Annotated in this window: 24 protein-coding genes; 18 read left to right on the top strand and 6 right to left on the bottom strand. The window is 75.7% G+C overall.

Annotation, left to right across the window (positions count from 1 at the left end; translation table 11 throughout):
- Window positions 1-73 precede the first annotated feature (73 nt).
- Entirely contained in the window at window positions 74-580 is a 507-nt protein-coding gene (locus tag AC0OLQ_RS10955) for a DinB family protein (RefSeq protein ID WP_484531225.1), read from the top strand.
- A 94-nt stretch (window positions 581-674) separates the two neighbouring features.
- The gene (locus AC0OLQ_RS10950) at window positions 675-1,448 is read left to right on the top strand and encodes a hypothetical protein (RefSeq protein WP_484531224.1); all 774 of its coding nucleotides are present in this window, start codon (window positions 675-677) and stop codon (window positions 1,446-1,448) included.
- Window positions 1,449-1,528: 80 nt separating this feature from the next.
- Here the strand turns inward: AC0OLQ_RS10950 and AC0OLQ_RS10945 are convergent, their stop codons facing one another.
- Window positions 1,529-2,746: a S8 family peptidase gene (locus AC0OLQ_RS10945; RefSeq protein ID WP_484531223.1), complete on the bottom strand. Its 1,218-nt coding sequence runs from the start codon at window positions 2,744-2,746 to the stop codon at window positions 1,529-1,531.
- A 292-nt stretch (window positions 2,747-3,038) separates the two neighbouring features.
- Here AC0OLQ_RS10945 and shbA point away from each other — a divergent pair, with 292 nt between their 5' ends.
- The 3 genes from shbA to AC0OLQ_RS10930 are packed head-to-tail and all read left to right on the top strand — an operon-like array spanning window position 3,039 to window position 5,613.
- A complete protein-coding gene (gene shbA / locus AC0OLQ_RS10940) occupies window positions 3,039-3,611 on the top strand; it encodes an RNA polymerase sigma factor ShbA (RefSeq protein ID WP_484531222.1) in 573 nt (190 codons plus the stop codon).
- Window positions 3,608-4,918, top strand: a complete 1,311-nt coding sequence (locus AC0OLQ_RS10935) for a hypothetical protein (RefSeq protein WP_484531221.1) — start codon at window positions 3,608-3,610, stop codon at window positions 4,916-4,918. Before shbA ends, AC0OLQ_RS10935 begins: the two co-directional genes overlap by 4 nt.
- Window positions 4,915-5,613, top strand: a complete 699-nt coding sequence (locus tag AC0OLQ_RS10930) for a Pr6Pr family membrane protein (RefSeq protein WP_484531220.1) — start codon at window positions 4,915-4,917, stop codon at window positions 5,611-5,613. Before AC0OLQ_RS10935 ends, AC0OLQ_RS10930 begins: the two co-directional genes overlap by 4 nt.
- Window positions 5,614-5,634: 21 nt before the next feature.
- Here AC0OLQ_RS10930 and AC0OLQ_RS10925 read toward each other — a convergent pair whose 3' ends face one another.
- Both AC0OLQ_RS10925 and AC0OLQ_RS10920 read right to left on the bottom strand, forming a co-directional pair.
- Window positions 5,635-7,722 (bottom strand): amylo-alpha-1,6-glucosidase, encoded by a 2,088-nt coding sequence (locus tag AC0OLQ_RS10925; protein WP_484531219.1) that lies wholly within the window; start codon window positions 7,720-7,722, stop codon window positions 5,635-5,637.
- Complete coding sequence (locus AC0OLQ_RS10920; RefSeq protein ID WP_357333161.1) at window positions 7,719-8,102, bottom strand: SCP2 sterol-binding domain-containing protein; 384 nt, start codon at window positions 8,100-8,102, stop codon at window positions 7,719-7,721. Before AC0OLQ_RS10920 ends, AC0OLQ_RS10925 begins: the two co-directional genes overlap by 4 nt.
- A gap of 153 nt (window positions 8,103-8,255) precedes the next feature.
- Between AC0OLQ_RS10920 and AC0OLQ_RS10915 the strand changes: the two genes are divergently transcribed.
- The gene (locus tag AC0OLQ_RS10915) at window positions 8,256-9,230 is read left to right on the top strand and encodes a glycoside hydrolase family 88 protein (protein WP_357333162.1); all 975 of its coding nucleotides are present in this window, start codon (window positions 8,256-8,258) and stop codon (window positions 9,228-9,230) included.
- Here AC0OLQ_RS10915 and AC0OLQ_RS10910 read toward each other — a convergent pair.
- The gene (locus tag AC0OLQ_RS10910) at window positions 9,214-9,723 is read right to left on the bottom strand and encodes a mycothiol transferase (RefSeq protein ID WP_484531218.1); all 510 of its coding nucleotides are present in this window, start codon (window positions 9,721-9,723) and stop codon (window positions 9,214-9,216) included. The genes AC0OLQ_RS10915 and AC0OLQ_RS10910 overlap by 17 nt on opposite strands.
- Window positions 9,724-9,806: 83 nt before the next feature.
- Here AC0OLQ_RS10910 and AC0OLQ_RS10905 point away from each other — a divergent pair, with 83 nt between their 5' ends.
- Window positions 9,807-10,322 carry a 2'-5' RNA ligase family protein gene (locus tag AC0OLQ_RS10905; protein WP_484531217.1) on the top strand — a complete coding sequence of 172 codons (516 nt, stop codon included), beginning with the start codon at window positions 9,807-9,809 and terminating at the stop codon, window positions 10,320-10,322.
- Between the two features lie 25 nt (window positions 10,323-10,347).
- On the opposite strand, the gene AC0OLQ_RS10900 is transcribed toward AC0OLQ_RS10905, so the two are convergent.
- Complete coding sequence (locus AC0OLQ_RS10900; RefSeq protein ID WP_484531216.1) at window positions 10,348-10,806, bottom strand: GNAT family N-acetyltransferase; 459 nt, start codon at window positions 10,804-10,806, stop codon at window positions 10,348-10,350.
- Window positions 10,807-10,985: 179 nt separating this feature from the next.
- On the opposite strand from AC0OLQ_RS10900, the gene AC0OLQ_RS10895 reads away from it, so the two are divergent.
- From AC0OLQ_RS10895 to AC0OLQ_RS10880, 4 genes are all read left to right on the top strand, one after another.
- Window positions 10,986-11,108 (top strand): hypothetical protein, encoded by a 123-nt coding sequence (locus AC0OLQ_RS10895; protein WP_484531215.1) that lies wholly within the window; start codon window positions 10,986-10,988, stop codon window positions 11,106-11,108.
- 82 nt (window positions 11,109-11,190) lie between these two features.
- Window positions 11,191-12,018, top strand: a complete 828-nt coding sequence (locus AC0OLQ_RS10890) for an MEDS domain-containing protein (protein ID WP_484531214.1) — start codon at window positions 11,191-11,193, stop codon at window positions 12,016-12,018.
- The gene (locus AC0OLQ_RS10885) at window positions 12,015-12,977 is read left to right on the top strand and encodes an anti-sigma factor RsbA family regulatory protein (RefSeq protein WP_484531213.1); all 963 of its coding nucleotides are present in this window, start codon (window positions 12,015-12,017) and stop codon (window positions 12,975-12,977) included. The genes AC0OLQ_RS10890 and AC0OLQ_RS10885 overlap by 4 nt, the downstream gene beginning before the upstream one ends.
- Before the next feature lie 168 nt (window positions 12,978-13,145).
- Complete coding sequence (locus tag AC0OLQ_RS10880; RefSeq protein WP_484531212.1) at window positions 13,146-14,690, top strand: hypothetical protein; 1,545 nt, start codon at window positions 13,146-13,148, stop codon at window positions 14,688-14,690.
- A gap of 47 nt (window positions 14,691-14,737) precedes the next feature.
- On the opposite strand, the gene AC0OLQ_RS10875 is transcribed toward AC0OLQ_RS10880, so the two are convergent.
- On the bottom strand, window positions 14,738-18,049 hold the full coding sequence (locus tag AC0OLQ_RS10875; protein ID WP_484531211.1) for an ATP-binding protein: 3,312 nt from the start codon (window positions 18,047-18,049) through the stop codon (window positions 14,738-14,740).
- Window positions 18,050-18,181: 132 nt separating this feature from the next.
- Between AC0OLQ_RS10875 and AC0OLQ_RS10870 the strand changes: the two genes are divergently transcribed.
- The 7 genes from AC0OLQ_RS10870 (at window position 18,182) to AC0OLQ_RS10840 (ending at window position 25,722) form a co-directional block, all read left to right on the top strand.
- On the top strand, window positions 18,182-19,051 hold the full coding sequence (locus AC0OLQ_RS10870) for an alpha/beta fold hydrolase (RefSeq protein ID WP_357333171.1): 870 nt from the start codon (window positions 18,182-18,184) through the stop codon (window positions 19,049-19,051).
- A gap of 79 nt (window positions 19,052-19,130) precedes the next feature.
- Window positions 19,131-19,505 carry a hypothetical protein gene (locus AC0OLQ_RS10865; protein ID WP_357333172.1) on the top strand — a complete coding sequence of 125 codons (375 nt, stop codon included), beginning with the start codon at window positions 19,131-19,133 and terminating at the stop codon, window positions 19,503-19,505.
- A gap of 43 nt (window positions 19,506-19,548) precedes the next feature.
- The gene (gene pip, locus AC0OLQ_RS10860) at window positions 19,549-20,505 is read left to right on the top strand and encodes a prolyl aminopeptidase (RefSeq protein ID WP_484531210.1); all 957 of its coding nucleotides are present in this window, start codon (window positions 19,549-19,551) and stop codon (window positions 20,503-20,505) included.
- 76 nt (window positions 20,506-20,581) lie between these two features.
- Window positions 20,582-21,415, top strand: a complete 834-nt coding sequence (locus AC0OLQ_RS10855; RefSeq protein WP_484531209.1) for a metallophosphoesterase family protein — start codon at window positions 20,582-20,584, stop codon at window positions 21,413-21,415.
- Window positions 21,412-22,077: a 4'-phosphopantetheinyl transferase family protein gene (locus tag AC0OLQ_RS10850; protein ID WP_484531208.1), complete on the top strand. Its 666-nt coding sequence runs from the start codon at window positions 21,412-21,414 to the stop codon at window positions 22,075-22,077. Before AC0OLQ_RS10855 ends, AC0OLQ_RS10850 begins: the two co-directional genes overlap by 4 nt.
- Before the next feature lie 82 nt (window positions 22,078-22,159).
- Window positions 22,160-23,251 (top strand): L-dopachrome tautomerase-related protein, encoded by a 1,092-nt coding sequence (locus tag AC0OLQ_RS10845; RefSeq protein ID WP_484531207.1) that lies wholly within the window; start codon window positions 22,160-22,162, stop codon window positions 23,249-23,251.
- A 92-nt stretch (window positions 23,252-23,343) separates the two neighbouring features.
- On the top strand, window positions 23,344-25,722 hold the full coding sequence (locus tag AC0OLQ_RS10840) for a galactose-binding domain-containing protein (protein ID WP_484531206.1): 2,379 nt from the start codon (window positions 23,344-23,346) through the stop codon (window positions 25,720-25,722).
- Window positions 25,723-25,802 lie beyond the last annotated feature (80 nt).

Raw genomic sequence — 25,802 nt, 5'->3', positions numbered from 1 at the left:
TCCGGTGCGGAGCCGGAAAACTGTCGGTGACGGGTCGTACGGTGTCCCCGGTCCTCAACGAAAGGCGGGCGGCATGGGCGTCTCCGATCAGGTCCTCACGGGCGAGCCGGCCGATCTGCTCGCCTCCCTCCAGCGGCACCGCGACTTCCTCCGGCAGACCGTGGCGGGGCTCGACGACGAGCAGGCCGCCCGGCGCAGCACGGCCAGCGAGCTCTGCCTCGGCGGCCTGATCAAGCACGTGGCCGGCACCGAGCACCGGTGGATGCGGTTCGCGGTGGGCGGCGCCGCGGCGATGCAGAGCGAGCCGATCGACTGGGCCGGCCAGTTCCGGATGGCCGAGGGCGAGACGCTGGCCGGGCTGCTCGCCGAGTTCGACCGGGTGGCCGCCGAGACGGACGAGCTGGTCGCCACGCTCGACCTCGACGCCGCGCACCCGCTGCCCAGCGCGCCCTGGTTCGAGCCGGGCGCGAGCTGGACGGTCCGCCGGGTGCTGCTGCACCTGATCGCCGAGACCGCGCAGCACGCCGGGCACGCCGACATCATCCGCGAGTCGATCGACGGGGCGAAGACCATGGGTTGACCGCGGTGCGGTGATCGATCTCACCCGCCCGCACGGGCGGCCGGCGCGGTTCCGGTGTGACGCCACGACCGGGGGCGGCGCTGAGGGACACGAGATGAACGGACACCGCATGGACCAGGAGACCGCCGAGCGCCTGCTCGTCGGTCCCGTCGCCGACGCGCAGGACGGTCCGGAGGCGCTCGTCCGGTTCCTCGCCGCCGTCCGCGCCGCACCCCGCCCGCACGAGCTCGACGGTGAGGGGGCGGCCCTTCAGGCGTTCCGCCTGGCGCGGGCCGGCGGCCCGGTGGCGGTCTCCCGTCCCGAGCGGCGGCTCCGCGCCGGGCTGCTCGGCGCCAAGCTCGCCCTGGCCGGCCTGCTCGCCACCGCCACCGGTGGGGTGGCCCTGGCCGCCGTCACCGGCAACCTGCCCGGTCCGCTGCCGGTCGGTGGCGGCGCGGACAGCTCCGCGACCCCGAGCACCCGGCCCGACGGGCGGCCCACGCCCGCCACCGCTCCGACCACCCCCGCGGTCGGCCCGAGCGACCACCCGGCCAGCCCGTCCGCGCTGGCCGGGCTCTGCACCGCGTACCGGGCGGAGGGCGACGACCGGCGCCGCGTGCTGGAGACGCCGCGCTACGCCGACCTGGTCGCCGCCGCCGGCGGGCGGGAGCAGGTCGCCGGCTACTGCGACGACCTGCTCGACGACAAGGACAAACCGAGCGGGCCCGGCGCGGGACCGACGCGGCGGCCGAGCTCCGCGCCGAGCGACCGGGTCACCGGTCGGCCGGAGCAGACGCCGGCCAAGCCGTCGGCCGAAACAGCGCCGACCAGCCGACCAGCCGGCCCGTCAGTCCGGCAGCCCGCCTCGGTCGGCGCGTCCCCGCGCTGACCCGCGCGCACGGGGCGCTCCCCCGGATCCGCACGAACCGTGCCGGCCCGGGTCGGGCCGGCACGGTCGTGGCGTGACGGTCAGAAGGTGGCCACGTTCAGCAGCTTCTCCTGAATGCCGTCCGGGTCACCGGCCGGCCAGCTGTAGTTGGTCGTACCGGCCGCCTGGAGGGCCGACTTGACCGCGCTCGGGGTGGCCGTGGGGTGGGTCGCCTTGTAGAGGGCGGCGCCACCGGCGGCGTGCGGGCTCGCCATCGAGGTGCCGGAGATGGTGTTGTAGCCGCCGCCCTTCCAGGTCGAGTAGATGCACACGCCCGGGGCCATCAGGTCGACGTCGGCGCCGTAGTTGGAGAAGTCGGCGATGGTGTCGTCCACGTCGCTGCGGCAGGTGGCCGCGGCGCCGCCGCCGGGCACGCCGTTGAAGTCGGCCAGCGCGGAGACCGTGATGACCTCGTCGTACGCGGCCGGAACGTGGTTGGCGGCGTTGTCGGTCTCGTTGCCGGCGGCCACCACGTACGTCACGCCGGCCGCGACGGAGTTGCAGATCGCCTCGTGCATCGCGTCCGTGTTGCTGCCGCAGGCGCTGTCGGAGCCGGCGCCGCCGAGGCTCATGTTGGCGACCTCGATCTCACTGGCGTGCGCGGTCACGTAGTCGATGCCGCAGATGATGCTCGAGAACGAACCGCTACCGGCGTTGTTGAGCACGCGGACCGGCCAGAGCCGGGCACCCGGGGCCATGCCCACCACGCCGACGCCGTTGTCGAGCGCGCCGATCGTGCCGGCGACGTGCGAGCCGTGGCCGTTGCCGTCGGCGGCGCTGGTTCCGGTGGAGCAGTTCTTCGCTCCGGCGGTGTAGACGTTCAGGTCCGGGTGGGTGAGGTCGATGCCGGTGTCGATGACCGCCACGTCGACGTTCACCCGCTCGTCGGCGCCGTTGATCTTCGCGGTCGGGCTGAGCTCGGCGTCGGCCCGGTTGATGCCGGTCGGGGTGGTCTGGGCGTCGGCCGTCACCACCCCGTCGGGCTGAACGAGGAGCACCCGCGAGTCGCGGGCGAGGCGCGCCGCGGCGGTGGCGCTCATCCGGGCGGAGTAGCCGTGCAGGGCGTGCTCGTAGACGTGGCCGACGGTGGCGCCGGTCGCCCGGGACTGCTCGGCGGCGACCGACGCCGAGTTGGCGTCGGCGCGGAGGACGACGATGTAGCCGCTCTCCACCTCGGCGCGCGGGGCGGCGGTGGCGCCGGTCGCCGAGGCGGCGACGACGATGCCGGTGAGCATCGCGACGCCCAGTGTCTTGCGCATGGGGGTTCCTCTCCACGTGCGGTAAGGGCGGATGGCCCACGCCGAGGCTGACCCGTGGGGGGGCCGCCGGACCAGAGGGTGACGACATTCGTTATTGGAAATATATAAATTAGGTTGAAAAGCCGCACAACGACCGACCCGATGTCGGGAACACCAGGTCGACGAGCGGGGGCACGGCCTCCTGCCCGGTTATCGCCACCGGCCGCCGCGGTGTTTCACCCCACCACTTGGCGGTACGGCGGGCGCCCGTTACGGTCGATCCAGCCAGAGCGGAAGGGCTTCGTTGACCTCTATGGACACACCGGATCCCGACCTGGTGCGGCGGGCGGCGGCGGGCGATCCGGCGGCCGTGACCCGGATACTCACCGAGATCCGGCCGATCGTGGTGCGCTACAGCCTGGCCCGGCTGGGCCACGTCGGCGCGGGTGGCGCGACCGCCGAGGACGTCGCCCAGGAGGTCTGCCTCGCGGTGCTGCGCGCGCTGCCCCGCTTCGTCGACCAGGGCCGTCCGTTCCTCGCCTTCGTCTACCGCATCGCCGCCCGCAAGGTCGCCGACGCCTGCCGGAGCGCGGGCCGGGACCGGTCGGAGAGCGTCGCCGAGGTGCCCGACACCGCCGATCCGTCGCCCGGGCCGGAGCCCCGCGCGGTCACCGCCGACCTGGGCGCCCGGCTCAGCGAGCTGCTCGCCCAGTTGCCGGCGACCCACCGGGAGATCCTGGTGCTCCGCCTGGCGGTCGGCATGACGGCCGACGAGGTCGGTACGGTGCTCGGCATGAGCGGTGGGGCCGTACGGCTGGCGCAGCACCGCGCGCTGACCCGGCTGCGCACGCTCGCCGGCGACTCCCTGTCGGCGGTGATCGGATGAGCGCCACCGGCCCCACCCCGCCGCACGAGGACCCGGTGCGGCGCGACGACGAGCTGCTCGATGCCCTCCGCCGCGGCGCGCCCCCGGCGGACGACTCGGTGGCCGCCCTGCTCGGCGGCTGGCAGGCCGAGGTGGAGGCCCGCGCCGTCGAGCTGGAGGCCAGGCCGTGGCCACCCCTCGACGGCCGGCCGGCGGATGCCCCCGGGGCCGCCCGGGACCTGGACCCGGCCGGGCCGGTGCCCGTCCGGGCCGTCCCGCCCGCCGAAAAGCTCGACCGCCCGGTCGACCCGACGGGTACGCCGGAGCACGGCGAGCCGGCCGGGACCGCTCCGAAACGGCGACGGCCCGGCGGCCGGATCCCGCGCCGGCGGGTCCGCGTCCTCTCCGGGGCGGCGCTCACCCTGGTGACCCTGGCCGGCGGTCTCGGGTTCGGCTCGGCCCGGGCCGAGCCAGGGGGACTGCTCTGGCCGGTCACCCAGCTGGTCTGGACCGAACGCGCCGACACGCTGGTCGCCGAGCGGGAGATCGACCGGATGCTCGACCAGGCCCGGCGCGACCTGCGCGCCGGCCGGTACGCCGAGGCCCGCACCGACCTCGAACGGGCCGCCGCGCTCCTGACCCGCCTGGGCGACGGCCCGGGCGCCACCCGGATCCGCGACGACCTGGCGAAGCTGTGGCAGCGCCTGCCGGCGCCCGGGGTGGCCCCGGTTCCGTCGCCGGCCCCGCCCGCGACCCCCGGTGCCACGCCGATCGCTCCCGAACGGACCGACGACGTGTCCACCACCCCGGCCACGGTCCTGCCCGCCGACGGCGACCCCGCGCCCGACCCGGACCACGACCGCACACCCGGGCGGCCGCCCGCCACCACGTCGCCCGCGACGGCTCCGGCCACGACGGCACCGCTCACCGGCACCGGCCGCGACCGGCACACCACCCCGGGCCGACCGACCCCACGGACCGGCACGCACACCACGCCGGACCGGCCGACCCCGCGGACCGGCAAGCACACCGCCCCGGACCGGCCGACCCCGCGGACCGGCAAGCACACCGCCCCGGACCGGCCGGCCACGGGCGCCGGCGCCGGCCGGCGCGGGTCCGCGGCGGGCACGCCGCCGGCCACCGCGGCCCGGGCGCGGCCCGCCCCCGGCGAGGCGCCGTCCCGCGGCCGCTCCGCCGACCCGCCGGCCGCCAGGGGGACCGTCCCGGCGGTCGAGCCGCACGCGGCCCGACCCGCCGCGCCGGAGCAGCCGGGCACCGGTTCTCACCCCGGTGGCCGGGGTCGGTCGGCTGGTAGCTTGCCCCGGTGACTCCGCGGCGTCGCCGACTGGCGATCCTCTTCCGCCTCGCCGTCGTGCTCGGCGTGGTGGCCGGCATCGTGCTCACCGCGCTGGGTCCGGCCACGGTGACCGGCCTGCTGCCCTACTTCACCATCCAGAGCAACGTGGCGGTCGGTGTCTTCGCCGGATACGCCGCCTGGCGGGCCTGGCAGGGCCGCCCGGAGCCGCCGAGCGCGCTCAAGGGCGCGGTCACCCTCTACATCGCCATCACCGGCACGGTCTACCACCTGGTGCTCGCCAACGCGGCCAGCCCGTTCGCCATGGCCCAGCCGCACCGGGCGCCGGGCGAGTGGTGGGGCAACCAGTTCCTGCACACCGTGGTGCCGCTGCTGGCGATCGCCGACTGGGCGTTGCTCGACCGGCGGGGCCGGCTGCGCCCGCGGTACGCCGCCTGGTGGCTGGCGTTCCCGCTGGCGTACCTCGGGTTCGCCCTGGTGCGGGGGCTGGTCGTGCACCGCTACCCGTACCCGTTCCTCGACGCCGGGCAGCTCGGCTACGGCGGCGTCGGGCTCAGCGCGATCTTCTTCGCCGTCGCGTTCTGGCTGCTCGGTCTCCTCCTCGTCGGCGTCGACCGGGGTCTGGCGCGGCGTACCGGTGCCGTGCCGGCCGAGCCCGCACCGGCCCCCGCCGTCGCGCCCGAGGAGAGCGCGGCCGGGCCCCGCTGACCGGCGGCCCCGCCCGGAGGGTCACCCGACGGTGCGCCGCTCACCGGCCAGGCCCCCGACGCGGACCCGCCGGCCGGCGGTGCGGTCGCGGCCGTAGGCGTCGGCCCGCCCCCAGCGCCCCGGCACGTCCAGCAGTTCGATCCGGCCGTACCCGTCGGGGATGTACGGGTCGGCCAGCAGGTTCTCCTCGCAGGGGCGCAGCCCGAGCATGGTGGCGAGCAGCATGAGCAGGCCGCCCGAGGCCCACGACTGCGGCCGGCCGGCCGCCGGCAGCTGGACCGGGTACTTGGTGATCTCGCGCGGGTAGCCGGCGATCACCTCCGGCACCGACCCGCCGACCGTCTCCGCCACGGCGAAGATGCCGGCCGCGACCTGGGCTGCCTCGGCGTCGTACCCGTAGCGGCGCAGGCCCGCCGCGACGAGCGCGTTGTCCGACGGCCAGACGGCGCCGAGGTGCGCGCCGACCGGGTTGTAGGGCCGCTGCCCGGTGGCGTAGGTACGCACCCCCCAGCCGGAGAACAGCTCCGGGCCGACAAGGTGCGTGGCGACCGCGTCGGCCCGCTTCGGCTCGACGATGCCGCTCCACAGCAGGTGCCCGAGGTGTGAGGTGAGCGCGTCCACCGGCTGCCCGTCCGGGGTGAGCGCCAGCGCGTAGTAGCCCCGGTGCGGCAGCCAGAAGTCCCGGTCGAACCGCTCGCGCAGCCGCGCGGCCTCGGCCTCCAGCCGGTCGGCGTAACCGGGGTCGCCCCAGACCTCCCGGGCCAGCCGGGCGCCCCGCACCTTCGCGTCGTAGGCGTACCCCTGCAACTCGCAGGTCGCCCGGGGATACGGCGGCTCGACCGCGTTCCGGTCGACGATGGCCCCCGGCGAGTTCCGCCAGGTCTGGTTGGCCACCCCGTTGACCGTGTTGCGTGGCTGGTAGCGCAGGTAGCCGTCGCCGACGGAGTCGCCGTACTCGTCGAGCCAGTCCAGCGCCATCCGGGCCGGGTGGCGCAACTGCCGGACCAGGTCGACGTCGCCGGTCCAGCGCTCGTACTCGTCGAGCAGGACCACGAACAGCGGCGTGGTGTCGGCCGCGCCGTAGTAGAACGCGGTGGGCTGCTCGCCGAAGGCGGCCGACTCGCCGTAGCGCAGCTCGGCGAGGATCTTCCCGGGCTCCTCGTCGTGGTAGTCGTCGAGCCGGCCGCCCTGCAGCAGGGCGAGCAGGCGCAGCGTCGCCGGGGTCAGCTCCGGGGTGAACGGCAACGTCTCCAGGCAGGTGATGATGGCGTCCCGGCCGTACAGCGCCATCGCCCAGGGCAGGCCGGCCACCGGCACCCGCTCGATGTAGGACAGCGGCGTGTACCGCAGTGAGGCCAGGTCGGTCAGCGCCTGCCGGTACGCCGACATCAAGGGCTCCCGCTCGGCCATGAGCTGCGGCGCGTGGTCGAACCAGCGGGCCAGGTCCTCCCGCATGTCCTGGCGGACGTGCCGGCGGTGGAACTCCAGGCTGGCCCGCAGATCCCGGCCCTGCGCCCCGTGGATGATCATGGCGATGTGCAGGTCGGTGTGCCACTCGCCGTCCGGGGCGACCCGGATCCGGAAGGTCATGCCTTGCTGGTCGACCTCCACCGGGGCCGTGCTGGTGACGACGGTCTCCCGGGTGAACCGGCCGCGCTGGTGGCAGATCCGCAGCTGCCGTTGGACCGGGTCGGCGACCACCACCGGCCCTCGCGGCGCGGGGCGGAGGATCTCGCTGGTGTCGGCGAAGTCGCTGCCCATCTCCATCCGCACGGTGAACTCGGCGGGCTCGGCCGAGTGGTTGAGCACGGTGAGCCGCTCGTTGAAGCTGTCGTTGATGGACCGGTGCCGGATCACCGAGACGTCGGCGTCCACGTAGTGACTGGCGGCGCCGGGGACCAGAACGAACCGGGTCTCGAAGTAGGCCAGCTCGTCCCGGGACAGGGCGTTCAGCCGCTCGCCGTCGACGGTGAGCACCCAGTGGGACAGGAAGCGGGTGTCGAATGAGAACAGGCCGATCGGGGCGTACGGCTCGGCCTCCATGTCGCCCTGCGCGTCGCTGAGCGCGAACGCGTTGCCGGCGAGGACGTTCACCAGTTCCTGCCTCATGCCGCCCCCACCCGGATCCGCTCGCCGGCCACCTCACGCGGGTGCCGGGCGCCGGGCGGGCCCGGGAAGAGCCGGCGCAGGGTCAGCAGCAGCCGCAGGTTGCCCTGCGCCGTCAGGTCGTTGCGCAGCAGCGCGGCGGCCGGGTTCAGCCGGCCCGAGGCGATCCGGTCGAACACCTCCCGGTCGGCGCCGATCACCAGCTCGGCCTCGTCCGCCAGGCGATCCACCCGGACCTCCTGGTGGTCGATGGTGAGGTACCAGTGGTCGGTCCGCGCCCCGTCACGCAGGTCCAGGCGGACCGTGCCGGCGGTGGTCTCCGGCAGGTCAGGGTGCGGGCCGGCGACCTGCCGGGCCAGGTACTCCGCCGCCGAGGCGCTCATCGGTCCCTCCCCGTGTCCGTGGTCGCGGCTCCCCGCCGGGCGGGTCCGCCCGCTCCCGCAGCGTCCCCGCCGGTCGGGTGAGGCCAACTCACCCCGTCCGGGTGAGCCGGGCTGGTGCGCCGGGGTGAAGTCGGGTAGTCCGGAGGAATGGGGATGACCGGGGACGTCACGACCGACCGCGTGCTCGCCGCGCTGCTGGCCATGCAGCGCCAGTCCTGGGAGCAGGGGGTGACCGGGCAGGCGCTGCTCGACCTCGGGCTCGGTGAGCTGGCCGTGCTGGTCGCCGACGCGGCGGTGACCCGGCAGCACCCGGACGGGCGGCTCGGCGACGTCTCCGGCGAGGCCGGCGCGGTGAACGGCGCGGCCTGCGGCGAGGTGGTCCGGTACGCGGCCGCGGCCGACGGCGACCCACGCTTCGCGGCCGCCCTGGACGCGCAGCTCGACTGGCTGGTCTCCCGGGCGCCCCGGGCCGCCGACGGCACCCTGTTCCACCTGCTCGACAACCGGCAGGTGTGGGCGGACACCGTGTACATGGTGGTGCCGCTGCTCGCCCTGGCCGGCCGGACGGACCTGGCCGCCGCGCAGGTCGACGGGCACCGGCGCCGGCTGTTCGACCCGCGCACCGGGCTCTACGCGGCGCGCTGGGACGAGGACCGGGGCGAGCTGGACCGGCCGGGGCCCTGGGGCACCGGCAACGGCTGGGTGGTCGCCGGGATCGCCCGGGCGCTGCGCCTGGCGCCGGACTGGCCGGCCGGGCTCCGCGCCGAGCTGGCCGGGCACGCCCGCACGGTGCTGGACGCCTGCCTGGCGTACCGGACCGACGACGGGCTCTTCCCCGACGTGCTCGACGACCCCGGCTCGTTCCGGGAGGCGAACACCGCGCAGTTGCTCGGGTACGCGGCACTGACCGGGGTGGCCGACGGCTGGCTGCCGGCGTCCTGGCTGGGCACCGGCGCGGAACTGCTGGCGGCCGCGGGCCGGCGGGTCGACCGCCACGGGCGGGTGACCGGGGTGAGCGGGGCGCCGGACTTCGCCGGGCCGGGCACCTCGCCGGAGGCGCAGGCGTTCCACCTGCTCGGGCACGCCGCGCTGGAGCGGGCCCGGGCGGCGGTCAGCCCCGCTGGATGAGCCCGCGCACGTACGCGGCCTGGCCGACGTGCTGGAGGTCGTCGTCCAGCACGCTCACCAGCCGCACCCCGAGGGTGACCGGCGGGTCCCAGTTCTCGTCGACCACCCGGTCCAGGTCGGCCGGACGCAACCCGCTCAGGTACGCCCGGGTCCGGTCGACCACCGCCCGGTGGTAGTCGAGCAGCACCCGGCCGTCCTCCGGCCGCAGCGCGGCGATCTCCTCGGGGCCGTGCCCGAAGCCGGTGTCGTTCGGGTCGGCGGTCAGCCCGCACCGCGCCGCCCAGTCGCCGGTGACCCAGAGCTGCTCCTCCCCCTGCACGTCGGCGACGTGGTGGTCCTGGACCCGGGTCAGGTGCCAGACCAGCCAGCCCACCGGATTCGCCCCGGCGGCCGGGGTCTGCCGCAGCTGTTCCGGGCTGAGCCCGTCCAGCGCCCCCGCCACCAGGTCGGGCAGCCGGCCGTACGCCTCGGTCAGCAGGTCGTTCACGTCCACGGTCCACGCTCCTCCGCCGTCGGTGCCACCCGGGCTGTACCGCGCAGGCCCGGGGGCAAACCTCACCCCCTTAGGGTGATCGCGTGGTAGCGGCGCTGGAGCTGTATCTCGACATCGACGCCACCCGGCGGATCCGGGTGCTCTGGGACGCGTTGGAGGCCGAGGGCGTGCAGAGCATGAAGTCGCTGCTGGAGCAGCGGCACCGGCCGCACGTGTCGCTGGCGGTCGCGCCGCGTCTCGACCCGCACCGCGTCGCCGAGGCGCTCGCCGGGATGGTGGTGGCCGCCCCGCTGCGGCTGGAGTTCCAGCACACCGGGCAGTTCGTCGGGCGGGTGCTCTGGCTCGGTCCGGCCCCCACGCCGGAACTGCTGGCCCACCACGGCGCGGTGCACGAGCGGTTGGCCCGGGCCGGCATCGGCCTGGTGGAGCACTACCAGCCGGGCCGCTGGGTGCCGCACTGCACGCTCTCCATGCGGGTACCGAACGCGCTGATGGCCGCGGCGGTGCGCCGCTGCCTGGAGGTGCTGCCGCTGACCGCCACCGTGGTCGGCGCGGCCGTCACCGACCACGCCCGCGGCATCTCCCACCCGCTCGGCTGACCCCGCCCGCTCCGCTCGCGCGCCTTCAGCGCGGCCCGAAGCCGACCAGGAAGGTCGGGTAGTCCGGTTGCGGGCAGGGGTCGCCGCGGTGGCCGAGCCGCTCGTAGAAGGGCGCCGCCCGTTCCCGGTGGGCCTGCCACTCCAGGTGCCGGGCCCGCCCGGCCGCCCACTCCGACACCGCCGCGAGCAGCGCGCGGCCCGCGCCACGCCGGCGCCGGTCCGGGCGTACGTGCAGGTCGTGCAGGCGGACGGTGCGGTGCGCGTCGCCGGAGCGCAGGTGCGGCCCGTGGTCCTGGGCGGCGGCGTACCCGGCCAGCCCGTCGTCGTCCACCGCGCCGAGCAGCGCCCAGCGCGGGTCGGCGAGCAGGAGCAGGAAACGTTCCCGGTGGACCTCGACGGGCTCGTCGCCGACGCCCATGTCCCGAAGCATCGGCCACAGCCGCGGCCAGTCCGCCTCGGTCAACTCCCGTACGGTGATCGGCACGCGGCCCAGGATGCGGGCCGCACCGGGCGGAGGGCCACCGGTTTCCGCCCGGGTTCTTCGCCATCTGCCGCCGATCTACCTGACCTGGCACCACGAGCCGATGGGCGACGTGGCACGGGCTGAGCCGGGCCACGGCCGACACCACCGGCGCGGGCCGGGCGCCGGCCATCCGGGACCACGTGACCTGGCTGCGCCAGCAGAGCGACGTGGACGCGGTGGCGTACTGGAACAACTGGGCCGAGTTCGAGCTGGGCGACCCCCCGCTGAAGTCCACCGCCCGGCGGAACCTCCAGCTCGGCTGACCGGAGGGCGGGCGGGCCCGGCAACCGCCGGCCGGGCCCGCCCGCCGGGTGGCCCCTAGACTGGCCGGGTGGGGCGGGCCGAGTGACCAGCGACAGCGTGTCGTCGACGACGTACGGTCACCTCTGTCTCGCCTACGACGACCCGGCGGCGCTGGAGGCCCGGGCGGTCGCCCACCTAGCCGCGGGACTCGCGGCCGGCGAGCAGGTCTGGCTGGTCGCTCCCGGTGGCCCCGACTCGCTGGCCCACCGGCTGGACCGCCTCCCCGGCCTCGACGAGGCGCTGCGCCGGCGCGCGCTCCGGCTCGTCCCGGTCGAGCAGGCCTACCGCCACGGCGAGATCGTCGACCCGGAGAAGCAGGTCCGGGCGTACGCGGCGGCCACCGCCGACGCGCTGGCCGCCGGCTACACCGGCCTGCGGGTGGTGGCCGAGACGACCACGATGGTCCGCTCCACCGCCCAGCGGGACGCCTTCGCCCGCTACGAGCACCTCATCGACCGCTGGATGCGCCACCACCCGATGTCGGCGATCTGCGCCTACGACCGGCGCGAGCTGAGCGACGCGGCGATCGCCGAGCTGGCCTGCATGCACCCCGAGACCAACGCCGACGTGTTGTTCCGGCTGCACGCCGGGGGCGGCGAGGCGGTCGTCGAGGTCGGCGGCGAGCTGGACCCGTCCAACAACCGGCTCTTCGCCGCCGCGCTGAACCGGGCCGACCCACGACCGCTCGACGGCCGGCTCGTGCTCGACGCGACCGGGCTGCGCTTCGTCGACCACCGCTGCCTGCTGCACCTGCGCGACCACGCCCGTCGGCACGACGCTACCGCGGTGCTGCGCACCTCGCGCTCCGCCGCGGCCCGGCTGGCCGAGTTGCTGGACCTGGACGAGGTGCGGGTGGAGGTGGTCCGGTGAGGACGGGAGCCGCCGCCGGTCACGTCGGCTACTACCACGAGGCGATCCTCTACGACTCCGACGAGCACCTGCTGGCCGTGGTGCTGCCGTTCCTGCTCGGCGGGGTCGAGGCCGGCGAGCCGACCGTGGTGGGCTTCGGCGAGCGCAACGCCGAGCTGGTCCGCCGGGCCCTGCCCACCGGCACCGCGGTCACCTTCCTGCCCGGTGGCGACGTCTACGCCCGCCCCACCGCCGCGATCCGCGCCTACCGCAAGCTGCTCGGCTCGTACGTGGCCGACGGCGCCCGGCAGATCCGGATCGTCGGCGAGCTGCCGCCGGCCGTGCTCGGCGCTACCTGGGACTGGTGGGCCCGCTACGAGTCGGCCATCAACCACGCCTACGACGACTTCCCGCTCTGGAGCATGTGCGCGTACGACACCCGGACCACGCCGTCCCGGGTGCTGACGGATGTGGCGCGGACCCATCCCCGGGTGGCGCTGCCGGACGGCAGCCACGTGGCGACCGACGGCTACACCGAGCCGACCAGCTACCTGGCCGAGCACAACCTGATGCTGCCCGACCCGCTGCAGTGGACGGCGCCGGCGGTCGAGCTGACCGACCCGAGCCCGGCCGAGGCGCGGGACGCGGTGCGCGCCGCCCACCTGGGCCAGCTCTCCGCCGACGACCTCGACGACCTGGTCGTGTCGGTCAGCGAGGTGGCCAGCAACGCGCTGCGGCACGGTGTGCCGCCGGTGCGGATGCGGCTCTGGAGCGGCCCGGACCGGATGGTGGTGACCGTGCACGACCACGGTCCCGGCCCCACCGACCCGTACGCCGGGCTGCTGCCCGCGGGCAACGGCGCCGCCGGCGGCCTGGGCCTGTGGATCAGCCACCAGTCCTGCAATCACGTGGCGCTGCACCGCGACGCCGACGGCTTCACCGTCCGGCTGACCGCGGGGAACCCGGACTTCCCGATCTGAGCCGGCTCACCCGGCGGCCGTCCGGACCGGGCGGTGTGGACCCGGATCCGCGTCGGGGGCGGGGCGGGGCGGAACCCGCGCGCCGACGGCGGTACCGTTGCGCCTCATATGCCCTGCGGGGCGGTCATCCGCCGGCCTGGCGCTGGCGAACCGACGGAGGATGGCGCAATGTCCAACGGCGAGGAACCGTTCGCACCCCACGACGACGTGTCCGCGCGACCGAGGTTCGACCCGGCGCTGCGCGGCTACGACAAACGCCAGGTGGACCGGTACGTCGAGCAGATGGACGGCGAACTGACCGCCCTGACGGCCGACCGGGACCGGGCGTACGCCCAGGTCCGGGAGCTGACCGCGCAGGCGCAGCGGGCGCAGACCGAGGCCGCCGAGCTGCGCCAGCGCCCGACGCAGGTGGACCGGGCGTCCTTCCGCGACCTCGGCCCGATGGTCGACCAGATCCTGGACCTGGCCGAGAAGCAGGCCGGCCAGATCACCGAGACGGCCACCAAGCGCGCCGCCGACCTCCAGGCCCAGGCGGAGCGGGTGCTGGCCACCGCGCGGGACGACGCGGACCGGGAGCGGCGTGAGCTGGCGGAGGAGCTGTCCGCCCGCCGGGCCGAGCAGGAGCAGGCGGACGAGGAGCGGCGTGCCGCCGCGCAGGCGGAGCTGACCGCGATCCGGGAGCTGACCGAGAAGCTGCGCACCGAGGGGCAGGCGGCCCACGACCGGGCGCAGCAGGAGGCGAAGCGGATCGCCGAGCAGAGCGCCCAGCAGGTCGAGCAGGCCCGCTCCGCGTCGGAGGCGCTGGTGAAGGCGGCGCGTACCCAGATCCAGCAGGAGGTGCAGGCCAACCGGAGCAAGGCCCAGCAGGAGCTGGCCCAGTGGCAGGCCAACATGGCCCGCGAGCTGGACGAGCGGCGGGCCGCGGCCGAGCAGGAACTGGCCGACCGGGCCACCGCCGCCGAGCGGGACATCGCCGCCCTGGTCGCCGAGGCCCAGCAGTACGCCACCGAGGTCCGCGAGCGGGCCGACGAGGAGACGGCGGCGCACCAGGAGCAGCTCGCCACAGTGCAGCAGGAGATCCAGCAGCGGCAGGAGGCGCTCACCCAGCTCCAGGCCGAGCTGGAGACGGTCGGCCAGCAGCTGGAGCACACCCGCCGGGAGATCACCACGGTCGAGCAGGAGGGCGCCGCGCTGGAGGAGCAACTGCTCGGCGTACGCCGGGACCTGGCCGCCGAGACCAAGCGGCTGGACGAGGCGCGCCGCGCGGCGGACCTGGCCGAGCAGCACGCCAAGGAGACCCGGGCCCGGGTGCAGCGGGAGGCCAAGCGGGTCGCCGACCTGGCCGCCGCGGCGGTGATGGCGGCCGCTGCGGGCGGCGGCGAGACGGCCGAGTACCCGCAGGTGGCGCCGCGTCCGGTGGCCGCGCCCGCGGAGGCCGCCCCGGCGGCGCCCCCGGTGGTGGCGCCCGCGCCGGTGGTGGTGCCGGCCCCGGCCGTGCTCGTGGACCCGGCCGCGCTGGTCGACCCGGAGGCCGGCGAGCAGGCGGACGGCGAACGGCCGACCGCCGAGCCGTTCCTGGAGCGGGCGTCCCTGGGCCGGCCGAGCTTCGACGCGTTCGCGGTGCGCACTCCGGCGCAGCGACCCGCGTCGGACGCGGAGACCACCGGGGAGCTGGCGGCCGGTCCGGAAGGCGGCATCCCCGCCAACGCCTGACCCCGCCCGTCCCCGCCGCCGGGCCGTGCGTGGGTGTGGTAGTGCGGTCAGGCGAGCGCCGTGGCCAGGTCGGCGAGGTGGCGGGCCACCGGACCCGCGGTGAGCACGCCGCTGCCCGCGCCGGCCAGCTCGTCGGCGGCGGGGCGCAGCGTGGCGTGCAGCCGGGCCATGGTGGCCCGGTCGTCGAGCGCGAGGGCGGCCCGGGCGGCCACGCAGAGCCGGGCCTCGCGCAGCAGGTCGTGCGGTGACTCCGGCAGGGAGCGCAGCGCGGCGGCGGCCTCGTCCCGGCGTCCCGCGGCGAGCAGGGCCAGCGGCCGGACCCACGGCGCGTACGGGCCGGCGGCGGTGGCGTCGGCCAGCGCCGGACCGAGGTCGTCACCGGTGGACAGCCGCAGGCAGAGCAGGGCGAACGGCAGCAGCCCGGCCGCCATGCCCGGCATCTGCCCGGCGTCCAGCCGGACCGCCGCCACCCGGTACGCCGCCTCGGCCTCGGTGCGACGGCCCGCGACGGCGAGCCGGAGGGCGGCGTACCAGGCGGTGAAGACGCCGACCAGCGGCAGTTCGTAGCGGGCGGCGAGGCGGTCGGCGGCGGCCGCGTGGGCGTCAGCGGCGGCGAGGTCGGCGCGGGCGCAGTGCGCCTGGAGTGCGATGAGGTGCCCCAGCACCTCGAAGGTGACCAGCCCGTGCCGGGCGGCCAGGTCGACCAGTTCGGCGCCGATGCGGGCCCGTTCCGGGGCCAGGCCGGCGCGGTCGAAGGCGTGCATGAAGCGGGCGTTGAGCGCGAAGGCCAGCAGGGCCGGGTCACCGAGGCGGCGGGCGATCTCCTCCGCCTCGGCCGCCGCCCGGCGGCCCCGGTCGCCGGTGTCGCCGCGCAGCTCCAATGCGAGGGTGCAGAGCAGCCGCCCGCGCCGGGCCGCCTGATCGGCGGGGAGCACGGCGAGGGCGGCCTCGGCGGCGGCCACGATCCGCCGGGACAGCTCCTCGTCGTCGTTGCTGGTCCAGACGGCCGGCACGTCGAACGCGGCCAGCACGTCCGCGGTGAGCCCGGGGTCGGCGAGCCGTTCGACGGCGGCGACCGCCTCGGCGCGCAGCCCGCGGGTCCGGTCGAGGTGGCCGGTGACGGCGAGGTCGCGGCCCCAGCCGATGACCGCGGCCAGCCGCCCGCGTACGTCGTGCCCGCCGGCCCGGTCGTGGGCGGCGACGGCCTGCTGCCAGAGCCGGGCCGCCTCGTGCGGGTGGCAGCGCAGCTCGGCCCGTTCGGCGGCGGCCGTGGCGTACCGGGCGGCCCGCGTCGCGGCGTCCGGACCGGGGGCCTGTCCGAAGTGGTGGGCGAGGGCGGCCACGTCGTCCGGCCGGAGCCGTTCGAGCACCGCCCCGACGGCGGCGTGCCAGTGGGCCCGGCGCGGCGCCGACAGGTCGGTGTAGAGGGTGTCGCGGACCAGGATGTGGCCGAAGCGGGTGCCGTCGGCGGTGAGGAACCCGGCTTGCGCGGCCCGGTCCACGGCCTCCAGCATGGCCTCCTCGCCGACCAGCGCGGCCAGCACGTCCACGTCGAGGTCCCGGCCGAGCACCGCGGCCCGCCGCAGCACGGTCCGGGTCGACTCGGGCAGCTGCGCCAGGCGGTGCCGGATGACGTCCCGTACGCCGGCCGGGACGGTGTCCAGCGCGGCGGCCCCCTCGACGGCGAGCAGCCGGGCCAGTTCCCGGACGAAGAACGGGTTGCCGCCGCTGCGCCGGTGCAGCGCCCGGACCGTGTCCGGGTCCGCTGGCCCGGCCACGGTCCGGACCAGCTCGGCGGTCTCCGCCTCGGCGAGCCCGCCCAGGTAGACCCGGACCGGCTCGGTGCGGGCGAGACGGGCCAGGGCTCCGGTCAACGCCGGGGTGATCCCGGTGGCCCGGTAGGTGCCCACCGCCAGCACCGGCCCGGTCACCGGCTCCGGGCCGGTGAACAGCGCGGTCAGCAGGTCGAGGGTGTCCTCGTCGGCCCGGTGCAGGTCGTCGAGGACGACCAGCACGGGCCTGCGCCGCGCCGCCGCCCCGAGGCGGATGCCCGCGATCCGGTGCAGCCGGTACCGGGCCACGGCCGGCTCGTCACCGCCCGGCGCGTCCGCCGCCGCGCCGCCGCCCGGCTCGGCGGACACCCCACCGGGAACCGGCGCACCGGACAGCCCACCGGCCACCGACCCGCCGGCGGCGAATTCGCCGGTCGCCGCTGCCGCCGGTTCCGCCGGGTCGGGCAGGTCCGCGAGTTCCACCGGGTCGGGCAGGGCGGCGGCGAGCTGCGTCCAGGGCCAGGCGGCCGGGGCGCCCTCGTACTCGGGAACCCGCCCGACGGCGCAGGTCCAGCCGGCGGCGGCGAGCCGGTCGACGAGCGCCTCGACGAACGCCGTCTTGCCCGAGCCGGCGTCCCCGGAGACCAGCGCGAGGGCCGGCACGCCGCGCCGGGCCACCTCCTCGGCGAGGCCCGCGAGGCCGGCCAGCTCGGCCTCGCGCCCGACGAAGGGATGCCGCTGCTCCCCCGCGACCCCGGCCGGCGGCGCGACCGGGGCGGGCGGCGCGGCGACCGGGGTCGGGTCGAGGTGCGGGGCCTGGGCGAGGATGTCGGCCTCCAGCCGGCGCAGCCGGGGTCCGGGGTCCACCCCCAGCTCCCGGACCAGCACCGCGCGGGCCTCCCGCAGCGCGGCGAGCGCGTCGCCCTGCCGGCCCGCCCGGTAGAGGGCGACGGCGAGCAGCCGCCAGGTCTCCTCGCGCAGCGGCTGGGCGGCGGCCTGAGCGCGCAGGTCACCGGCGGCCTCGGCGGCCCGGCCCAGGGCCAGCAGCGCCTCGGCCCGCCGCTCGACGGCAAGCAGCCGCAGCTCGTCCAGCCGGTCGATCTCCGCCCGCGCCCAGGGCTCGGCGGCGAACTCCGCGTAGGCGGGGCCGCGCCAGAGGGCGAGCGCGTCGTCCAGGGCGGCCAGCGCCGGTCCGGCGCGCCCGGCCCCGAGCAGCTCCCCCGCCGCCCCGACCGCCGCCTCGAACCGGCCCGCGTCGACCGACTCGGGGGCGGCCGGCAGCGCGTACCCGGGCGGGGCGGTGACCAGCAGCCGGGCCGGCTGCCGCGGCGGCCGGTCGGGCTCCAGGGCCCGGCGCAGGTCGGCCACGAAGGTCCGGACCGCGCCGACCGCGCCCTCCGGCGGCTCCGGCCACAGGTCGCCGACGAGCCGGTCGACCGGCACCATCCGGCCCCGGGCCACCAGCAGGCGGGCCAGCACCGCGCGCTGCCGGGCGCCCTTCAGCGCCACCGGGCCCCGCGCACCGGCCGCCACCAGCGGCCCGAGCACCCCGAAGGTCACTCCGGGTACACGCGGCGGGCTGGTCACCCCGCCCACTCTAGGCAGCACCCGGCGCGCCCACCGGCGGCCCGGCCAGGGCACTCATCCGATGCTGATCGGCCACTGACCGGCCCCGGGCAGGCTCGACGGGTACCCGATCGCACCCGGAGAGGACCTCCCATGATCAACGGATTCGAGCAGCGCCGCGTCACCGTCGCCGACGGGGTCGCCCTACACGCCGCGGTGGGCGGCAGCGGCAGCCCCGTCGTGCTGCTGCACGGCTTCCCGCAGACCCACCTGATGTGGCGGCACGTCGCCGCGGACCTCGCCGCCGACCACACGGTGATCTGCCCCGACCTGCGCGGCTACGGCGACAGCGACAAGCCCGCCGACACCGACGGCACGGCGTACGCCAAGCGGACCATGGCCGCCGACGTGGTGGCGCTGGCCCGGGCGCTGGGGCACGAGCGGTTCGCCCTGGCCGGGCACGACCGCGGCGCCCTGGTGGCGATCCGCGCCGGGCTGGACCACCCGGAGACGGTCACCCACCTGGCCGCGCTGGACGTGCTGCCCACGCTCGACACCTGGGAGGTGATGCACGGGGTCAGCGCCGCGGTCGGCTTCCACCTCTACCTGATGGCCCAGCCGCCGGGCCTGCCCGAGCGGCTGATCGGCGCCGCGCCCGACGAGTTCTTCGGGCACTTCCTCGACCTCTGGGCCGGCGACCCGGACGCGATTCCCGCCGAGGTGCGGGCCGCGTACCTGCGGGCCTGCCGGGCGGCGGTCCCCTCGATCGTGGCGGACTACCGGGCCTCGGCCGGCATCGACCTGGCGCACGACGAGGCGGACCGGGCGGCGGGCGCCGTGCTGCGGATGCCGGTGACCGTGCTCCAGCAGGACTGGGGCGCCGTGCTCGGCTTCGACGCGGCGGCGCGCTGGCGGGCCTGGGCGCCGGACCTGCGGCACGTGCCGGTGTCGTACGGGCACTTCATGGCCGAGGAGGCCCCGGCCGAGGTGGTGAAGGAGCTGCGCGCGCTGCTGGCCCGGTGACACCCTTGCCCGAGCATGTCGAAAGATGTCAATATTCTGATCACTGCACGGGTGGTTCGAGTTTCGGGGGTTGATCGACATGCGCAAGGCTTCCTCGATCGCGGCGGCGGTCACACTGACGGTCGGCTGCACCGGTGTCGCGCTGGTGAGCGCGGCGGGCCCGGCGAGCGCGACCTGCAGCCACTCCCACTCCAACATCGACACGAAGTTCGGCACGCTCTTCAACGCCAGCAACGTCAACATCCGCTCCGGCCCGCACACCACCTGCGGCTCGCTCGGCTACGGCCAACTCAGCCACAGCGTCGACTTCCACTGCTACACCAACGGCGACAAGGTCAGCGCGAACGGGCACACCACCTACACCTGGACCTACCTGAAGGACACCACGACCGGGGTGTCCGGCTGGGCCGCCGACGCCCTGCTGGACAACCTCGGCAGCAGCATCGCCTGCTGACCGTCCCCGCACGACCCGCTGCGAGCGGGCAGGATGGTCCGGCATGACCGAGCCACGCCTGTACCCGCCCGTCGAGCCGTACGCCACCCACCGGATCGCCGTCGGCGACGGCCACCAACTCCACGTGGAGGAGGTGGGCCGGCCCGACGGCGTACCCGTGGTCTTCCTGCACGGCGGGCCCGGCGGCGGCCTGGTGCCGGCGGCGCGGCGGTTCTTCGACCCGCGGCGCTACCGCGCCGTGCTGTTCGACCAGCGCGGCGCGGGGCGCAGCACCCCGTTCGGTGAGCTGCGGGCCAACACCACCTGGCACCTGGTGGCCGACCTGGAGACGATCCGCGAGCGGCTCGGGATCGACTCCTGGTTGCTGTTCGGCGGGTCGTGGGGGGTGACCCTCGGCCTGGCGTACGCCCAGACCCACCCGGACCGGGTCACCGGGCTGATCCTGCGTGGGGTGCTGCTGCTGCGGCGCAGCGAGCGGGACTGGTTCTACCAGGGCGGCCTGCGCCACCTCCAGCCGGACGAGTGGGACCGCTTCGTCGCCCCGATCCCCGCCGCCGAGCGGGACGACGTGCTGGCGGCGTACCACCGGCGGCTGCACGGGCCCGACGCGGCCGAGGCCCGGGCCTGCGCGGTGACCTGGGGGCGCTGGGAGGCGGTCAACTCGTCGCTGCGCCCCGACCCCGGGGTGCTCGCCCACTTCACGGCCGAGGAGCAGGCCCTGCCGATCGCCCGGATCCTCTCCCACTACGCCGTGAACGGCGGCTTCCTCACCGAGACGCAACTGCTCGACGGTGTGGACCGGATCCGCCACCTGCCCGCCGTCATCATCAGCGGCCGCTACGACCTGTGCTGCCCGCCGGTGTCCGCGTACGACCTGGCCCGGCGCTGGCCCGAGGCCGAGTTGCGCATCGTGCCCGACGCCGGCCACTCGGCCGCCGAGCCGGGCATCGCCCGCGAACTGCTCCGCGCCACCGACCACTTCGCCGACCTGCTCACCTGACGGTTCCGCGTCGGACCCCCGACACCGCTCAAGTCCCGGCTGTCCATCCGGGGGCGGCGCTGGCAAGATCGGCCGGGTGACGGGTGGGCTGTTCGCGGTCAGTGACCTCCACGTGTCGTACGCCGAGAACCGCACGGTCGTCGACGGCCTGCGGCCGGAGTCGGCGGACGACTGGCTGATCGTGGCCGGCGACGTCGGCGAGCTGTTCGCGGACATCGAGCGGACGCTGCGGCAGCTCCGCGACCGGTTCGCCCGGGTGGTCTGGGTGCCCGGCAACCACGAGCTGTGGACCCACCCGGGCGACCCGGTGACCCTGCGCGGCCGGGCCCGCTACGACGCGCTGGTCGGGTTGTGCCGCGACCTGGGCGTGCTCACCCCGGAGGACGACTATCCGGTGTGGCACGGCGAGGGCGGGCCGGTCACCGTGGCGCCGCTGTTCCTGCTCTACGACTACTCGTTCCGCGCCCCCGGCACGAACTCGAAGGAGGAGTCGCTGCGGGCCGCGTACGCGGCCGGGGTGGTGTGCACCGACGAGATGCTGCTGCACCCCGACCCGCACCCGGACCGGGAGTCCTGGTGCTGGGAGCGGATCGCCGAGACCGAGCGGCGGCTGGCCGCCGTCGACCCGGCGCTGCCGACCGTACTGGTCAACCACTGGCCGCTGGTCCGCCAGCCCACCGACGTGCTCTGGTATCCGGAGTTCGCCCAGTGGTGCGGTACGGACCGCACGGCCGACTGGCACCTGCGGCACCGCGCCGTGGTGGCGGTCTACGGGCACCTGCACATCCCCCGCACCACCCACTACGACGGGGTGCGCTTCGAGGAGGTGTCGCTGGGCTACCCGCGCGAGTGGGGCCGGCGGGGCGGCGAGCCACGGCCGATGCGGCGCATCCTCGGCGGTGCCGGGTGATCGAGGCTTTGCTCCCCCCGGCCGCGGTGCCCGTCGAGGCGTTCTCCGACATCCCCGGCGAGGCCCCGTACCCGGGCGAGGAGGACCTGCTCGCCCGCGCCGTGGAGGCCCGTCGGCGCGAGTTCGTCACGGCCCGCCGCTGCGCCCGGGAGGCCCTCGCCCGCCTCGGGTACGCCCCGGCGCCCATCCGCCCCGGCCCGAGGCGAGAGCCGCTCTGGCCGGCCGGCGTGGTCGGCAGCATCACCCACTGCGCCGGCTACCGGGCCGCGGCGGTGGCCCGGGACACCGCGCTGGCCGGGCTCGGCATCGACGCCGAACCGCACGAGCCGCTGCCGGACGGCGTGACCGGGGTGGTCACCACGGCCGGCGAGCCGGAGTCGCTGGCCCGGCTGCGCGCCGCCCACCCCGCGGTGCACTGGGACCGGCTGCTGTTCAGCGCCAAGGAGTCGGTCTACAAGGCGTGGTACCCGCTGACCGGGCGCTGGCTCGGTTTCGAGGACGCGGAACTGGCGGTCGACCCGGCCGCGGGGAGCTTCACGGCCCGGGTGCTGGTCGACGCCACCCGCGCGGACGGCGGCCCGCCGCTGGCCACGCTGCACGGCCGCTGGCTGGTCGCCGACGGGCTGGTGGTCACGGCCGTGGCCGTACCCCGGAAGCCCTGAAGCCGCTCCGCGCCGCGCCCGGGCCGACGTTTGCGACCGGCGGAGCCGGGAACGACGCTGGCCTCACGGTCAGGAGCAGCGGATGAACGGGCCCATGGGCGACGAGCCGATCGGCGACCTCGAACTCGTGCACACCTTCACCGGGCCGATGCCGACCGGGGTGAGCGTGTCGCACACCGGCCGGGTCTTCGTGAACTTCCCCAAGTGGGGTGACGACGTGTCGGCCACCGTCGTCGAGCTGCGCGACGGCCGGGAGGCGCCCTTCCCGGACGAGGCCTGGAACAGCCCGTCCGGGGACGACGACCCGAACGCCTTCGTCTCGGTGCAGAGCGTCGTGGTCGACCCGGCCGACCGGCTCTGGGTCCTGGACACCGGCAGCCCGATGTCCCGGCCGACCCAGCCGGGCGGGCCGAAGCTGGTCCGGGTCGACCTGGACAGCGACAGGGTCGGTCAGGTGATCACCTTCCCGGCCGACGTGGCGCTGCCCACCACCTACCTCAACGACGTCCGCTTCGACCTGCGCCGCGGTGACGGCGGCATCGCCTACATCACCGACTCCGGGTCGAACGGCATCGTCGTGGCGGACCTGGCCACCGGCGCGTCGTGGCGGCGGCTGCACGACCACCCGTCCACCAGGCCCGAGCCGCTGGGCTCCTTCCGGCCGGTGGTGGAGGGCCGGCCGTTCCTGGAGCGCCCGCCCGACGGCCCGCCGAAGCCGGTGGCCAGGGGCTCGGACGGCATCGCCATCTCCGCCGACGGCGCCCGGCTCTTCTACTGCCCGCTCGCCTCCCGCCGCTGGTACAGCGTGGCGACCGAGGCCCTCGCCGACCGGACGCTGAGCGAGGAGCAGGTCGCGGCCACGGTGGTGGACGAGGGCGACAAGGGCGGCGGCTCGGACGGCCTGGAGACCGACGACTCGGGGGCGTTCTACCTGACCTCCTACGAGCACAACGCCGTGCTGCGCCGCCGGGCGGACGGCGAGTTCGAGACCGTGCTGCACGACCCGCGGCTGCTCTGGCCCGACACGATGTCCGTCGCCGCCGACGGTCACCTCTACGTCACCGCCAACCAGCTGCACCGGCAGGCGAAGTACCAGGGCGGCCGGGACCTGCGGCGCAAGCCGTACGCCCTGTTCCGCACCCGCATCGACGCCGGCCCGGTCCGGCTGCGCTGACTATTTCATTGATTTGTTTAAGTATTGCGATCGCATGTCCGACACTGCCATGATGACCGTCAATTTCTTCCTTCCCCGAAGGAGCGGTCGTCATGGCGCTCACCCGCCGTACCCTGATCCGGTCCGTGGCGGCGGGGTCCGCCCTCGCCGCGCTCCCCGACCTGGTCCCCACCCTCACCCGGGCCGCCGCGGCGGCCAGTCCCCCCGGCGACGTGGTCGGCAAGGTCTCCGTCGGCTACCAGGGCTGGTTCAGCTGCCCCGGTGACGGCGCGCCGATCGGCGGCTGGTGGCACTGGAGCCGGGACCGGTTCCAGTCCCCCTCCCCGACCAACACCACGATCGTGTCCTGGCCCGACATGCGGGAGTACGCCCGCGGCTACCCCACCGCCTACCCGAACCTGGGCAACGGCCAGCCGGCCACGCTCTTCTCCTCCTACGACCAGCAGACCGTGGACACCCACTTCCGCTGGATGCAGGAGTACGGCTGCGACACCGCCGCGCTGCAACGGTTCAACCCGTTCGGCGACGAGGGCCCGACCCGCGACGCGATGGCCGCGAAGGTCCGCTCCGCCGCCGAGCGCTTCGGCCGCAAGTTCTACGTCATGTACGACGTCACCGGCTGGACCGCGATGCAGTCGCAACTCAAGGAGGACTGGACGACCCGGATGTCGGCGCACACCGCCTCACCGGCGTACGCCCGGCAGAACGGCCGGCCGGTGGTCTGCGTCTGGGGGTTCGGGTTCAACGACGACGGCCGGCCGTTCACCCCGGCGGCCTGCCTGGACGTCGTGCAGTGGCTCCGGGCGCAGGGCTGCTACGTCATCGGCGGGGTGCCCACCTACTGGCGGCAGGGCATCAACGACTCCCGGCCCGGCTTCGCCGACGTCTACCACGCCTTCCACATGCTCTCGCCGTGGATGGTCGGGCGCACCGGCACCCTCGACGGGCTGGACTGGTTCTACACCAACGTCAACGTCCCCGACCTGACCGACTGCGTGGCGCACGGCATCGACTACCAGCCCTGCGTGATGCCCGGCGACCTCTCCGCCGGCCACCGCCGGCACGGCGACTTCTACTGGCGGCACCTCTACAACATGGTGCGGCTCGGCGCGCAGGGCCTCTACGTCTCGATGTTCGACGAGTTCAACGAGGGCAACCAGATCGCCAAGACCAGCGAGACGGCGGCGACCACCCCGGCCGGCGTGGGCATCCGGGCGCTCGACGAGGACGGCACCCTCTGCTCGGCCGACTACTACCTGCGGATCACCGCCGACGGCGGCCGGATGCTCAAGGGCCAACTGGCGCTGACCGCGGTGCGGCCGACCCCGCCGGTCGCCGAGAGCGGGCAGCCGCCCGGCGGCAACCTGGCCGCCGGCCGGCCGGCGTCGGCGAGCAGCCAGAACGGCCCGTTCGTCGCGGGCAACGCCGTCGACGCCGACCGGGGCAGCTACTGGGAGTCGGGCAACAACGCCTTCCCGCAGTGGTGGCAGGTCGACCTGGGCGCCGCCCAGCCGGTGGCCCGCGTCGTCCTCGCCGTACCGCCGGGCTGGGAGGCGCGGACCCAGACGCTGTCGGTGCAGGGCAGCACCGACGGCAGCACCTTCACCACCCTGGCGGCGCCGGCCGCCGTCCGGTTCGACCCGGCGTCCGGCAACACCGCCACCGTCGCCGTGCCGACCACCACGGCCCGCCACGTCCGGGTCACCGTCGCCGGCAACACCGCCTGGCCGGCCGCCCAACTCGCCCAGGTCGAGGTGTACGCGGGCACCGCCACGAGTGCCCCGCCGACCGCTCCGGGCAGCCTGACGGTGACCGGGCGGACCGCCACCAGCGTGTCGCTGGCCTGGACCGCGGCCACCGACGCCGACGGGATCGCCGGCTACCAGGTACGCCAGGGCGGCGGCACGGTCGTCTCGGTCATCGGCACCTCGGCCACCGTCACCGGGCTCAGCCCCGCCACCACGTACACCTTCACGGTCGTCGCCCGGGACACCACGGGCGCCGTCTCGGCGCCCTCGAACGCGGTCACGGTGACCACCGACCCGGCGGCGCAGACCGACCTGGCCCGGGGCCGGCCGACCACCGAGAGCAGCCACACCCAGAGCTACGGCAGCGGGAACGTGGTCGACGGCAACCCCGACACCTACTGGGAGAGCGCCAACAACGCCTTCCCCCAGTGGGTCCAGGTGGACCTCGGCGCGGCCAACCCGGTCGGGCGGGTGGTGCTCCGGCTGCCGCCGTCCACGGCCTGGTCGGCGCGGACCCAGACCCTCTCGGTGCTGGGCAGCACCGACGGCGGAAGCTGGAGCACCCTGGTCGCCTCCGCCGGCCGGGTGTTCGACCCGGCGACCGGCAACCAGGTGGCGCTGGCCTTCGCCGCCACCCCGGCCCGGTACGTGCAGGTCCGCTTCACCGGCAACACCGGCTGGCCGGCCGGCCAGCTCGCCCAACTGGAGGTCCACTCCGGCTGAACCATCGAAAGACATCGTTGACGGCTTAGTTAATGCTCTTTAATATTTGGCCTACCTCGAGGAAGACCGTCCCTGTCCGA

The organism is Micromonospora sp. Utrum1 (assembly GCF_057197805.1).
The sequence above is the reverse complement of the archived record's forward strand: the minus strand, read 5'-3'. Positions and strand labels throughout refer to the sequence as shown.

Bases quoted from the DNA above. Each gene is read 5' to 3' on its own strand.
- AC0OLQ_RS10955 (WP_484531225.1), top strand. From the start codon at position 74: ATGGGCGTCTCCGATCAGGTCCTCACGGGCGAGCCGGCCGATCTGCTC.
- AC0OLQ_RS10950 (WP_484531224.1), top strand. From the start codon at position 675: ATGAACGGACACCGCATGGACCAGGAGACCGCCGAGCGCCTGCTCGTC.
- AC0OLQ_RS10945 (WP_484531223.1), bottom strand. From the start codon at position 2,746: ATGCGCAAGACACTGGGCGTCGCGATGCTCACCGGCATCGTCGTCGCC.
- shbA (WP_484531222.1), top strand. From the start codon at position 3,039: ATGGACACACCGGATCCCGACCTGGTGCGGCGGGCGGCGGCGGGCGAT.
- AC0OLQ_RS10935 (WP_484531221.1), top strand. From the start codon at position 3,608: ATGAGCGCCACCGGCCCCACCCCGCCGCACGAGGACCCGGTGCGGCGC.
- AC0OLQ_RS10925 (WP_484531219.1), bottom strand. From the start codon at position 7,722: ATGAGGCAGGAACTGGTGAACGTCCTCGCCGGCAACGCGTTCGCGCTC.
- AC0OLQ_RS10920 (WP_357333161.1), bottom strand. From the start codon at position 8,102: ATGAGCGCCTCGGCGGCGGAGTACCTGGCCCGGCAGGTCGCCGGCCCG.
- AC0OLQ_RS10915 (WP_357333162.1), top strand. From the start codon at position 8,256: ATGACCGGGGACGTCACGACCGACCGCGTGCTCGCCGCGCTGCTGGCC.
- AC0OLQ_RS10880 (WP_484531212.1), top strand. From the start codon at position 13,146: ATGTCCAACGGCGAGGAACCGTTCGCACCCCACGACGACGTGTCCGCG.
- AC0OLQ_RS10870 (WP_357333171.1), top strand. From the start codon at position 18,182: ATGATCAACGGATTCGAGCAGCGCCGCGTCACCGTCGCCGACGGGGTC.
- AC0OLQ_RS10865 (WP_357333172.1), top strand. From the start codon at position 19,131: ATGCGCAAGGCTTCCTCGATCGCGGCGGCGGTCACACTGACGGTCGGC.
- pip (WP_484531210.1), top strand. From the start codon at position 19,549: ATGACCGAGCCACGCCTGTACCCGCCCGTCGAGCCGTACGCCACCCAC.
- AC0OLQ_RS10845 (WP_484531207.1), top strand. From the start codon at position 22,160: ATGAACGGGCCCATGGGCGACGAGCCGATCGGCGACCTCGAACTCGTG.
- AC0OLQ_RS10840 (WP_484531206.1), top strand. From the start codon at position 23,344: ATGGCGCTCACCCGCCGTACCCTGATCCGGTCCGTGGCGGCGGGGTCC.